This window comes from Streptomyces sp. NBC_00289 (assembly GCF_041435115.1).
In the GTDB taxonomy this organism is placed as follows: domain Bacteria; phylum Actinomycetota; class Actinomycetes; order Streptomycetales; family Streptomycetaceae; genus Streptomyces.
In genome coordinates, this window is record NZ_CP108046.1 from 9705578 (window position 1) to 9717648 (window position 12071).

Annotated in this window: 9 protein-coding genes; 3 read left to right on the forward strand and 6 right to left on the reverse strand. The window is 69.3% G+C overall.

Features of this window, described 5'->3' with window-relative positions; all coding sequences use genetic code 11:
* Nucleotides 1-185 precede the first annotated feature (185 nt).
* On the forward strand, nucleotides 186-1193 hold the full coding sequence (locus OG985_RS43845) for an NADP-dependent oxidoreductase (RefSeq protein WP_371673993.1): 1008 nt from the start codon (nucleotides 186-188) through the stop codon (nucleotides 1191-1193).
* Between the two features lie 167 nt (nucleotides 1194-1360).
* Here the strand turns inward: OG985_RS43845 and OG985_RS43850 are convergent, their stop codons facing one another.
* Both OG985_RS43850 and OG985_RS43855 read right to left on the reverse strand, forming a co-directional pair.
* Entirely contained in the window at nucleotides 1361-1597 is a 237-nt protein-coding gene (locus OG985_RS43850) for a transposase (RefSeq protein WP_371673994.1), read from the reverse strand.
* Nucleotides 1598-1743: 146 nt separating this feature from the next.
* Nucleotides 1744-2349 (reverse strand): DinB family protein, encoded by a 606-nt coding sequence (locus OG985_RS43855; RefSeq protein ID WP_371673995.1) that lies wholly within the window; start codon nucleotides 2347-2349, stop codon nucleotides 1744-1746.
* 792 nt (nucleotides 2350-3141) lie between these two features.
* On the opposite strand from OG985_RS43855, the gene OG985_RS43860 reads away from it, so the two are divergent.
* Nucleotides 3142-3975 (forward strand): PIG-L family deacetylase, encoded by an 834-nt coding sequence (locus tag OG985_RS43860; RefSeq protein WP_371673996.1) that lies wholly within the window; start codon nucleotides 3142-3144, stop codon nucleotides 3973-3975.
* 237 nt (nucleotides 3976-4212) lie between these two features.
* Here OG985_RS43860 and OG985_RS43865 read toward each other — a convergent pair whose 3' ends face one another.
* Nucleotides 4213-7053, reverse strand: a complete 2841-nt coding sequence (locus OG985_RS43865; RefSeq protein ID WP_371673997.1) for an alpha-L-rhamnosidase — start codon at nucleotides 7051-7053, stop codon at nucleotides 4213-4215.
* 632 nt (nucleotides 7054-7685) lie between these two features.
* Here OG985_RS43865 and OG985_RS43870 point away from each other — a divergent pair.
* Nucleotides 7686-9308 (forward strand): glycoside hydrolase family 76 protein, encoded by a 1623-nt coding sequence (locus tag OG985_RS43870; RefSeq protein ID WP_371674682.1) that lies wholly within the window; start codon nucleotides 7686-7688, stop codon nucleotides 9306-9308.
* 105 nt (nucleotides 9309-9413) lie between these two features.
* On the opposite strand, the gene OG985_RS43875 is transcribed toward OG985_RS43870, so the two are convergent.
* The 3 genes from OG985_RS43875 to OG985_RS43885 all read right to left on the reverse strand — a co-directional run bounded on the left by OG985_RS43875 (nucleotide 9414) and on the right by OG985_RS43885 (nucleotide 12063).
* Nucleotides 9414-9551: a hypothetical protein gene (locus tag OG985_RS43875; protein ID WP_371673998.1), complete on the reverse strand. Its 138-nt coding sequence runs from the start codon at nucleotides 9549-9551 to the stop codon at nucleotides 9414-9416.
* Nucleotides 9552-9704: 153 nt separating this feature from the next.
* Nucleotides 9705-11096 (reverse strand): amidohydrolase family protein, encoded by a 1392-nt coding sequence (locus OG985_RS43880; RefSeq protein ID WP_371673999.1) that lies wholly within the window; start codon nucleotides 11094-11096, stop codon nucleotides 9705-9707.
* A gap of 208 nt (nucleotides 11097-11304) precedes the next feature.
* Nucleotides 11305-12063 carry an Atu4866 domain-containing protein gene (locus tag OG985_RS43885; protein ID WP_371674000.1) on the reverse strand — a complete coding sequence of 253 codons (759 nt, stop codon included), beginning with the start codon at nucleotides 12061-12063 and terminating at the stop codon, nucleotides 11305-11307.
* Nucleotides 12064-12071: the final 8 nt, after the last annotated feature.

Sequence of the window (12071 nt, forward strand, 5' to 3'; positions counted from 1 at the left end):
CGTCCGGCCCCGCAGACGGCCCGCACCTGGTCGGTCCTCCCGGCCCCCGCGCCGCCTCACCCGCAGGCTTTCCCGGCCCCGGTTCGCGGAAGGCAGGTTCACCGATGGCATGAGATGAACGTCACACATCGTGCGTACCAACTGGTCGGTACTCTTCGGCGGAGCCGCGAACGACAGGAGACGCCATGTCTGCGACCAACCGCCAGATCCGCCTGGCAGCCCGCCCCACGGGCGAAGTGAAACCCGAGGACTGGGAGCACTGTTCAGGGCCCGTCGACGAGCCGGGACCGGGCGAATTCGCGGGCCGCACGCGGGCCATCTCCCTGGACCCTGCCATGCGGGGCTGGCTGGACGACCGTCCCTCCTACCTGCCGCCGGTGGGCATCGGTGACGTGATGCGCGCCGGATCGGTCGTCCAGGTCACCGCCTCCAACCACCCCGACTTCCAGCCGGGTGATCACGTGGTCGGCACCTTCGGAGTCCAGGAGTACGTGGTGTCCGACGGTAGGGGAGCCATGAAGATCGACACCTCCCTGGCCCCGCCCTCGACGTACCTGGGCGCCCTTGGGATGCCCGGCATGACCGCCTACTTCGGTCTGCTGGACGTCGGGGCGCTCAAGGACGGCGAGACCGTCGTGGTGTCGGGGGCGGCCGGAGCGGTCGGCACCATCGTGGGCCAGATCGCGAAGGCCAGGGGCTGTCGGGTCGTGGGCATCGCGGGAGGGCCGGAGAAGTGCGCGTTGCTCACCGACGAACTCGGATTCGACGCGGCGATCGACTACCGCGCCGACGACGTCAGGAAAGCCCTGCGCCGGCAGGCCCCCGACGGAATCGACGTCTACTTCGACAACGTGGGAGGAGACATCCTCGACGCCGCCCTGACCCGGCTGGCGATGCGTGCGCGAGTCGTGGTCTGCGGTGCGATCAGCCAGTACAACAACGACACGCCGGTCAAGGGCCCCTCCAACTACCTCTCCCTCCTCGTGCGCCGCGCCCGCATGGAGGGCTTCGTCGTCTTCGACTACGCCAAGCGCTACGCGGAGGCTGCGCAGGACATCTCCACCTGGATCGGCGAGGGCCGCATCAAGGTCAAGGAACATGTGGTGAAGGGGAGCGTGGACGACTTCCCCGAAACGTTGCAGATGCTCTTCCGCGGAGAGAACGTCGGCAAGCTCGTCCTGGAACTGGCCTGACCGCCGTCGGGAGCGGAGTCACCGCCCACCCATGACAGACGGACGGCGCCGCGCTCGGGTGCTGCGGATCGTCACGGGCTGCGGCATCCGGGGGTGCTGGTACTTCCAGGGCGTGCCGCGGCCGTCCGGCGGTGCGGGGCTGCGCGTGATCGACCGGTTCGGGCCGGTCAGCGATCCGCCCTTTTGGCGCGAACGGTGGCCGCGTCGACGATCGTCGAGGTCCAGTCCACCTCGCCCCGGGTCCCGAGTTCGTCCAGCACCGCCCGGTGCAGCCGACGCCACAGGCCGGCCTCGGTCCCTACCGTGAAGCGGCGATGCGCCGTGGCGGGCGACGTGCCGAACGTCGGCGGCAGATGCCGCCAGGCACAGCCGCTGGTCAGCGCGTACACCACTGCCGTGAACACGCCCGCTCGTCACACGGAGCGGTCGCACCACCTTGCGGACGAACAGCGAACGACGGCAGCAACGGGGCGGCCGGCTCCCAGAGTTCATCAGGAACCAGACGCTTCGATAGATCAGCACCCACGACCGGCATCGTGCCGCACGAACATCACGTCACGTGAGACACCCTCTGAGCCTTGGTTGGTGCGGCCGACCTGGCGGCCTGCTCGATCTTCGCCCGGTAGGCGGCACGGGCTTCCTCGTCGATCTGCCCCTCGTGTTCGGCGCGCACCCCGGTCCGGCCGTCGAGGCCCTCGCGCAGGATATCGGCGTGCCCGGCATGCCGGATGGACTCGCCGAGGACATGGACCATGACGGCGAACAGGTTCGTGTTGGGACAAGGCTCCGGCCACCACGGCACGTGGCCGGGGGCGTCGAGGGGAAGCTCGTTGATCGTCGCGTCCGAGTGTTCCCACGTGCGCCGGTAGAACCCGACGATCTGATCGCGGGTCTCGTCCTCCGTCGCCCACTGATCGCTGCCGTCGGAGTCCTGCCACCGGGGCAGCGGTTCCGGGGAAGGGCGGTCGAAGACCTCGCCGAAGTACCTGGCCTCGACGGTGGCCACGTGTTTGACCAGGCCGAGGAGGTTGGTCCCGGTCGCTGTCAAAGGTCGGCGGGCGTCGTATTCGGACAAGCCATCGAGTTTCCAGAGCAGCACCTTGCGGTCCCGCCGCAGTCTCCCGTGCAGGTTGTCTTTCGCGAATTCGTCGATCATGCGGCATGAGCCTGCCATGGGCTGCTCGTGGTCTCAAGATCCCGTACGTGGTCCGCAAACGACTGGCAGAGCCGAGGCCTGGCCATGGCCACCGCCCTGACCTGCTGCGAGAAGCTCGCGAAACGTGCCACGTGAGACGACCTCTTAAGCTGTGCCGCATGAGGAACGAGCCCACGCACGAGGCCGGCGCCTTCATCAATTCCCGGGACTACAAGTTCCAGGATTCGAGGTCGCATGGCTCCCGGTGGGTCGATATTCATTCGATTCCGGCCCGGCCGCAGGTCGGGCATGCTGGATAGGGCTTCCGTCTTGTGACGGGGATTGGGAAGCGCCCGGGGCGGTCGATGCGCCTTTGCCGATGCTGCGGCCGCCCCGGGTCCCGCTACCGCCGGTCGCTTACGGCGCCGATGTGCGCGGCGGTTCTCACGCCGGCGCAGTCGAGCGGGTCCCTGTAGTGGTGCCTGGCTGGCCGCGCCCAAGGATCCGCTGTCGTCGATTTCGAGTCGGAATCTCACGGCTGGTGCCGGATGGACGTCGGATCCGATGTGGCTGAGACGTGCGGGTCGCGCCCGTACCTCGTTCGCGTGGCAACGTCGACGTCTGGAAGGAGAAGCGGTCGCGCCGGGAACATCCGGTCCGGCCGACGCGGTTGCATCGTGCGAGGGATCGGCGCCGCACGGGCGGGGAACACGGGGGCCGCAAGGTCGTCCGCCGCACCAGGATCCGGTCCCCGGGATCGCGGTAGCCCGCCGCGCAGCGGACCACGACGTATTTCTGCAGGAGGACTTTTTCATGACTGACCGGCCCTTGACGCTCATGGCAGTACACGCCCACCCCGACGACGAGGCCACCGGAACCGGAGGGGTCCTCGCGCAGTACGCGGCGGAAGGCATCCGCACAGTTCTCGTGACGTGTACCGACGGCGGTTGCGGTGACGGACCGGGGGGTGTCAAGCCGGGCGATCCCGGGCACGATCCGGCGGCGGTCGCCTTGATGCGCCGTCAAGAACTTGAGGCGAGCTGTGACGTCCTGAAGATCAGCGATCTGGAGATGCTGGACTATGCCGACTCCGGGATGATGGGCTGGCCGAGCAACGACGCCCCCGGATCCTTCTGGCGGACCCCGGTGGAGGAAGGCGCGGCCCGACTCGCGGAACTCATGCGGCACTACCGACCTGATGTGGTCGTCACCTATGACGAGAACGGCTTTTACGGCCACCCCGACCACATCCAGGCCCACCGCATCACGATGGCGGCGCTGGAGATGACCGCGCTGACACCGAAGGTGTACTGGACGACGATGCCCCGCTCGATGATGCAGCGGTTCGGGGAGATCATGCGCGAGTTTCATCCGGACATGCCGGAGCCGGATCCTGCCGAGGCTGCCGCGATGGCCGAGATCGGCCTCCCCGACGATGAGATCACCACCTGGGTGGACGCCACCGCGTTCAGCGGTCAGAAGTTCGACGCGCTGGCCGCGCACGCCAGTCAGGGCGAGAACATCTTCTTCCTCAAGATGGGCAAGGAGCGGTTCGGCGAGTTGATGGGCGTGGAGACCTTCGTACGCGTCCAGGACGCCACCGGCGCGGCCGTACCCGAGAACGATCTCTTCGCCGGACTGCGCTGATCCGCCCGTCCGGCCGGCCGGGAAAGCGCGTCGGCCGCCGGGCGTGATCGAGGGTGACGCACCCGGAGGCTGGTCCACGCGAGTTCCGCTCCGGCATCCCGCGTTCAGGCCCTCGCCGAGGCCGCCGGCCACCGCCTCCCGCGCTGCAACTGGAGAGGGAGGCAGTGGCCCACCAGGGTGATCCGGCAGCCCCCGAACACGCGGGGAGGGCGGAGGCTGCCGGAGGCGTTGCGCTGCTCAGGAGGTGAGATAACAGGTCTTGCTCACGCCGGGCAGCGGATCGGTGCCGAATGCCGTCACCGTGCAGCTGGTGCCGCCGGTGAACGACTTGTACACGAAGCTGCCCCGCGCGCCGTAGGCGACGGTCTGCTGTCCGCTGAAGGCGCACGTCTCGCCTTCGTCCGCGCAGGCGGTGGTATAGCCGACCGGGTCGCCGGTGGCGGTGTAGCAGGCCTTCGACTCGCCGGGGATCGGGTCGCCGAATGTGGCGTCGGTGCACGGGGTGTCGCCGGCGGCCTTGAGCGTGGTGAAGGCTCCGAAGGCACCGAACATCACCGGTTGTCCCGCGACGGCTGGACAACTGCCGTTCTGCTCCGCGCACTTGGCCCAGCCGCCGGGCGGTCCGCCGACGGGCGGCAGGTAGCAGGACTTGGCGACTCCGTCGATGGGATCGCCGAAGTGGGCGTTGGTGCAGGCGACGGAGCCGTTGGTGACCTGGTGGGCGAAGTTGCCGTTGGCGCCGTAGGCGACGTCACGGTTGTAGCCGGGCACGGCGCAGGTGCCGTCCTCGGCCGCGCAGACGGTGTATCCGGGCGGGCCGCCCGTGTCGGCGACGTAGCAGGACTTGACGAGGTTCGCGGCGGGGTCGCCGCCGAAGGAGGCGTTGGTGCAGGCGGTGCTGCCGGTCGCCGTCTTGTACGTGTACGTCCCGGCCCCGTAGGCCACCGCGCGGGTGCCGCTGAAGGAGCACGTACCGCCCTCGCCCGCGCACCGGGTGAAGCCCGCGCGCAGGGTGTCGGTACCCGGTTCGGCAGGCGGAGCAGGATTGCCCAGTCCGGTGGCGGTCACGGTGTAGCCGCCCGGAGCGACGCCGGTCAGGTAGACGTAGGTGTCGTCCTGGGTCGCGCCGGTGATGCCGGAGGTGGGCGTGAAGGTCCCGTTGCTCCAGACGACCTTGGCGTTCACGGACACTGATATGTTGCCGCCGCCGAACTTCGGGACGCCGATACGGCCGGTGGTGCCGGGCGGGCTGGTGAGGTGCGCCGTGTAGGTGCCGGAGGCGGGCACACGGGACCAAGAGGCGTTGATGGCGCCCTGCGGCATGGTGATGCGGCCCTCGACGCTGGTCAGGTCGCCGGGGTGCGGGACGAAGCGGTAGGTGCCGGTCGCCGACTCGGGTGCGGTGCCGAGTACGTCGAAGGTGAGCGTGGAGGTGGGCGCGGTGGACCAGCCATGGGCCAGGCTCATGAAGGAACCGCCGTAGGCGAGACCGCCGTCGGCTTTGACGCCCTCCCAGAAGGTGCTCTTGGTGCCGATGCCGCTGTCCAGCATGTGGCCCCAGGTGCGGCGGATCTGTGCCAGGGCGGTGAAGTCGTCGTTGGCGGTGAAGTGGGCGTTCAGCTCCATGCCGCCGGCGAAGGGCGAGACGTTGCCGCCCCACTCGGGGGTGGTGGGGCCGTAGATACCCCAGTTCTTCCCTAGCTCCGCAACGACGCTCTTCGACTTGGCCGTGGAGTCGGTCAACCCGTACCAGACCGCGAGCGAGTTGCCGTCCTGTGGATACAGGCCGCTGTTCGGGTTGTCCTTGTACATGCCCTTCGAGGCGTCCCACAGGCGGGAGTTGGCCGCGGTCTTGACGGCGGCCGCCTTGGCGGTCCAGCTCGCGGCGAGCGCGCTGTCGCCCTCGACCGTGGCGAGGGTGGCGCCACCTTTGAGCGCGGCGTACAGCAGCGCGTTGGCGGAGATGTTCTCGCCCCCCTGGCCGACCCGGGCCCAGTCCTGGGTGCGGGTCACGTTGAGGAGGTTGTTTCCGTCGATCTTGTCGATGATGAAGGCCATCCCGCGCTTGTAGTCGGCCCATTGGGAGTCCAGCCACACCCGGTCGGCGGTGTAGGTGTAGTACGTGGCCGTGCCCAGCAATGTCCAGGTGTGGTACGTGTCCGAGCCGGTAAGGTTGAACGGCGGTCCCGACCAGGGGATTTCGCCCTCCGCTGACTGCGCGTCATACATCGTGGTGAGCGCGTTGCGGGTCGAGGTGAGGTCGTTCGAGTAGGCGTACTGCGTGGGTACGGCGATGCCCAGGTCGCCGGGCCACACCGTACGGTCGCGCTTGGCCCCGTCGACCAGTACGGAGTCGCCGACGCCGACGGTGGCGCCGTTGTCCCACTGGGTGGTCGGCGGGGGCCAGGCGCGGCCCTGGTCGGAGGCGATCGTGTTGAGCTGCACGGTGTACGCCCCGGCGTACCAGATGCGGTTGAGCAGATCGTCGTTGGAGTGGAAGAAGTTGGCGTAGTCGGCCGGGTTGGTCTTTCCGGGAGCCGCGGTGAAGGCGAGGCTGACGCCCTTGAGGTCCACCCAGCCCGAGGTGTCGAGGAAGACGGTGAGGTAGCGGAAGCCGCCCCGCAGTCGCGCCGTGGGCATCGTGTAGGTGCCGCCTGCGGAAGCCGTGGCGTAGAGGGCCCCGTCCTCGCCGTCGCGGCCGCTGCTCCGGTCGCTGTTGGTGCCCACGTACAGGGAGGACTCACTGAAGGCCAGGCCGACTCGCTGACCGCTGTCACTGGTACTGCCGAATGACAACGTTGCCACACCGGCGATCTCTTGGCCGAAGTCGAGGGTGACAGCCGACTGCGCGCCGGAAATCCGCGTCGGCTGTCCACTGAGGACGTTCTGCGGATTCGCGACGCTGCCGGACGTGCGGTAGACGGCGGTCGGCTTGAGGGTGCGAGAGGCCGGCGAGTAGTTCAGGGCCTGCAGGGCCGTCTTACTGACGCCCGTTGCGGTCGCCGCACTCGGCACGGAAGCGGAGGGCGAGGGACCTGCGGCCAGCACGGCGGCCGCGGCCATGGCGAGGCTGAGCAAGCGGTGACGACCTGACGATCTCAGCGGGGAACGACGACGCATGGAAATCTCCCGGAGCGTGTGCGGGAACATGAGAGCGCAATATCTGAAACGATTCAAAACCATGGCGCACGACGTCCAGTGACCGATCGAGCAGGGGGATTCCGGTGGAGCCTCGCCGAAGTTCCACCGATGATGGGCGTGCGGAATCGAGGTGTCAACCCGTTGCAGCCACCGCGAACTTCCGGGCAGCGGACTCCTGTTGATGGCATTGACAGGACCTCGCCAGGCCGGTTCACTGCCTCGGAGAGAGGTATGGACCAGTGCGCGATTTCCGGCCCGGCCCTGACAGCCGTCGGCCCCGGCCACGCCCACCAACCAGCACCCCCCATTTGAAATCGAGGCGAGTCACCGTGCCCTCACGAAGCTCTGACATCGTTGTCAGATCTCGGGTTCTCAGCTTCCTGCTGACGGCCGTCCTGGCGTGTGCGGCACTGGTCCCCGCCGCGACCCCCGCGGCTGCGGCCACCCAGGTGTGCGTCCTGGCCTGTGACACGCTGGACCCCTCACAGGCCCGGCAGGAGAGCTTCCCGGTGCCGGACAAAAGCCTCAACGGCCGTCGCCTCCAACTGCACGTGTCCGACGCAGACGACATGGCCTGGGCCAGCATCGACGACGGCGTGAGCGGCGACTCGGTGTGGCTGGACCGCTCCTGGGACGGCGGAGCCACCTGGGAAGGACTGCTCGGCAAGGCGAGCATTCCCGGCTCCTGGACCGGCACCAGGACGCTGATGTACAACATCACCGATCCCCGCAACCACCGACGCGGACTGGTCCGTGCCTGCGGCGACGCCGCCGCCGTCGGTTGCACGAACTGGGTCTACCCCACCGTCTGCGACACGCTCTGCGACGGCACCAGCGCCGGCCAGGCGGCCGGTGACGACCAGCCGGTGCCGTCCACGACCCTCTACGGCCGCACGATCCGCCTGCACGTCGACCAGAAGAACTCCATGGCCTGGGCGAGCATCGACACCGCTGGCTCCGGCGACGAGATCCGGCTCGACCGCTCCTGGGACGGCGGCGCGACATGGCCGGACGGCTCCTCCCTCGGCCGCACCAGCACCCCGTCCGGAGCCACCGGTACCCGTACCGCGATGTACGCCACCCGCGACCCGCGCGGCCTGCTCCACGGCGGCGCGGTCCGCGCCTGCGGCCGGGAAGCGAGCCACAACGAGGGCAGCTGCACCGCGTGGGTCAGGCCCGCACCCACCAGGGCACGCGCCGCGGCGGACGCGCTGATGACCTCGTACGACCCCTACAACGGCTGGTGGCCCAGCAGTTGGTGGAACTCCGCCGCCACCCTCACCTCCCTCATCGACTTCGCGAAGACCACCGGCACACACGACTACGACTGGGCCATCGCCCGCACCTTCGACCAGAACAAGGGCGTCTTCCCCGCCGGTGTGCGCAGCACGGACGCAATCGAGGGCCACTTCATCAGCCGTTCCATCGACGACTCGGGCTGGTGGGCCATCGCCTGGCTCGACGCGTACGACTACACCGGCGACCGCCGCTACCTCGACGAGGCCGTGACCATCGCCAACTACATCCAGCAGTACTGGGATCCCAGCTCCTGCGGCGGTGGCGTGTGGTGGGACCGCGAGCGCACCTACAAGAACGCCGTGACGAACGGGCAGTACCTCTGGCTGACCACCGCGCTGCACCAGCGCATCCCGAGCGACACCGTATGGCACCAGCGGGCGAAGACGGCCGCCGCCTGGTACAAGGCCAGCGGGATGATCAACTCCTCGGGGCTGGTGAACGACGGACTGACCTCGGCCTGCGCCAACAACGGCTCCACCGTATGGAGTTACAACCAGGGACTGGCCATCGGCGGCTTCACCGAACTGTGGAAGACGACCGGGGACGGTTCGTTTCTGACCACCGCACGGACGCTGGCCGACGCCGCCATCAGCAGCACGACCCTGACCCGGGACGGAGTGCTCACCGAGTCCTGCGACCTCGGCTCGGCGTCCTGCGACGACAACCAGAAGCAGTTCAAGGGCATCTTCATGCGGCACTTCGCCGACCTGGCGAAGGCCACCGGCTCCAGCACGTACCGAAGCTACGTCCAGAAGCAGGCGGACACGCTGTGGGCGCAGGACCGCAGTTCCCTCAACGCGCTCGGTGAACGCTGGGCCGGCGCCGGCCCCAACCAGAGCGACTGGCGTACCCAGGCCAGCGCCCTCGGAGCACTCACCGCCGCCGCGGGCTGACCGGCAGGTGGGTGCCATGGCGGCCCAGCGCGGCGGGTACCGCTCACCGGCCCCTCGGCGACGAACCACAGCCGCGTGCACGCACCGGCATCAGCACCCACCAGTTCAGCCCTGGCTGTCGGCCTTTGCGCACTCCGGGGAGAACGCGCGCAGGCCGGAGCCGGGCATGTCGCACTGCCCAGTGGCCACGACGACCAGGTCGCTCCAGCCGTCACCGCCGAAGTCGGCCACCGCCGCCAGCACGTCCTTCTCTTGGGCACCGGACGGTGTGCTGGCCCGGGTTGTGTGCTGTGGGGACGTGGTGGCGTGGGACATGGGAACGCCAGATGGGCGCCCCCGGCCGGGGGCGGTACGGCCGGGGGACTGCGGAGGAAGGGTGTTCGGACACCCGGATGCTCAGGCAGCCGGGGTGTTCAGCACGTACTCGCGCGAGGCGTGCACCTCGCCGCGCAGGGCGGGCAGGTCGACGTCGAGGACCTGTCCGTCCCACTTGCGGGGCTCGCCGTTGATCAGGACGGCGCTGATGTTGCGGGCGTCGGAGCCCAGCACGACCGTGCCGATCGGGTCGTTGAGCGGCATGTTGTTGAGGTCCTCGGCCTGGATGACCAGCAGGTCGGCCTTCTTGCCCGGGGTGAGTGAGCCGGTGACGCCGGCCAGGCCATTGGTACGGGCGCCCTGGAGGGTGGCGAAGTCGAGGACATCGTGGGTGGTGATGCGGGAGGGCTGCTGGTCGGTGCCGTGGACGGCGTTGACCGCGCGCATCCGCTGAATTGCGTGCAGGGCCCGCATCTGCGTGAACATGTCGCTGGCCAGGGCGACTTCGACGTCGATGCTCAGTCCGGGACGGATCCCGACGGACAGGGCCTCGTCGACGGCGGGGATCGCGGTCTCCAGGCCGATCTGCGCGTCGGAGGTGGGGGCGAGCGCGACGGTGGTGCCGGTCTCTCCCATGGCCTTCCATGCCTCGGGGGTCAGGCCGGTGGAGTGGATGAGGGTGACGTCGGGGCTGAGAACGCCGTCCTTGGCCCAGCGCAGGACCGCCTCGGAGGAGGAGGTGCCGAAGACCGCGTCCACGCTCACTCCAATGCCCAACTCAGCTGCTACTCGGGCGAGTTCGGGGCCGTAGGCGAGCGCCGGTCCGGCGATCTCGTCGGTGGCCAGGGCCGCCAGGCGCAGCGTGAGCAACTGGTCGTCGCTGCTGAAGTACTGGTCCTTGATGCGGGTCAGGTCGCCGGGCCACTGCCGGTCCCACGCGCCGAAGTGCGGGCCCATAGAGGCGTGCACGCCGCGGATGCCGGTGTCGACAAGAGCCTCGATGGCGGCGTCGGAGTGCTCGCGGGAGCGGGAGTTGTGGGAGAAGTCGAGCATGGTCGTGATGCCGCTGTCGATCGCGGTCAGCGCGGCCAGCCTGGTGCCGATGTACATGTCCTGGGGCCGGTAGACCGTGGCGTAGCCGGCCAGGGTGGCCATGACATAGCCGCCGAGGTCGTCGACGTCCGGCATGATCCGGCGCAGCTGGGCCTCCCAGGCGTGCCGGTGGGTGTCGACGAAGCCGGGGGTGAGGATCGTGCCGGTGGCGTCGACGACCACGGCATCGCCCGCCTCGAGGTCGCGGCCGACGGCGGTGATCGCGTCGCCCTCGACGAGGAGGTCGCCGCCGTCGACGACGCCGAGGCCGGGGTCCATGGTGACCACGGTCGCACCGGTGAACAGGATGCGCCGCCGGTCGGCGGGCCGGCGCCGGAGCTCTTCGAGTACGGCGGCGCTGCTGGTGTTGTTGACGTTCATGGGAGGTCTTCTTTCTGCACGGGGGAGGGCCGGGAGGAGGGGCCGTCCGCCGGAGAGGGCTGGGAGAGCTGGGAGGGTGGGTCGCCGGGGGCGCACGAGACTGCTCGAACAACAGCCTCGGGTGCGGCCGCTACGGCAACCAGGCCGCGGTTTCCCCAGGTGTCGCGCACCCAGAATCGAGACCCGTGAGTGCCCCGACGGGGGAAGGTCAGCCGAGCTTCATGACGTAGCCCGCGTGGTGGAGTTCGTCGCCCCGGAACTCGCCGTAGGCCCAGAAGCCGAGGTCGTCCAGGTAGTCGATGCGGTCGCCGTCGATCCAGTACCGGCCCTGGTAGGCGTGCGAGAGCCCACCCCGAGTCTCGTCGTAGCGGCCGTCGGCGGTGAGCTCCTGGTGCAGGAAGTCCTTCCTGTCGATCCAGACGCCGACGCGCGGGCTGCCGGTCAGGTCCGCAGCGGCCGGGATGCCCGCCTCGGGAGCGGTGGACCGGCCGGGGACGTCGGTGCCGGCCCACAGGACGGGCCGGCCGGCCGCGACGAGTGCGCGGACCTGTTCCGGCCGGGTCACGAGGGCGGCCACGGCGCTCGGCACGTCGGTGGCGAGTTCGTCGGGCAGCACCAGGAAGTCGGGGGTGTTGCCCGGGGTCAGCGTCGCGACGTACTCCGAGCGGTGGCCACGGCCGCCGGCCAGCGCCACGGTGTCCACGACGGCGGGGGCGATGGTCATGCCGGTGCAGTCGACGACGATGGCGTTGTCGTCCTGAGCGGCGGTGACGATGGCGGGGCCCACCCCCACGACCAGGGAGCCGACGAACAGGAGGTCGGCGCCGGTCATGGTCCCGATCAGCGGGTCCATCGTCAGGATCCGGGCGTTGGTGAACAGGACGGGACGCCCCTCCTCGTTCGAGACGATCTCGTCGAGGGCCTCGGGGTTCCAGCTCACGGTGCCGGTGGTCTCGGTGATGCTCATCGCATGCT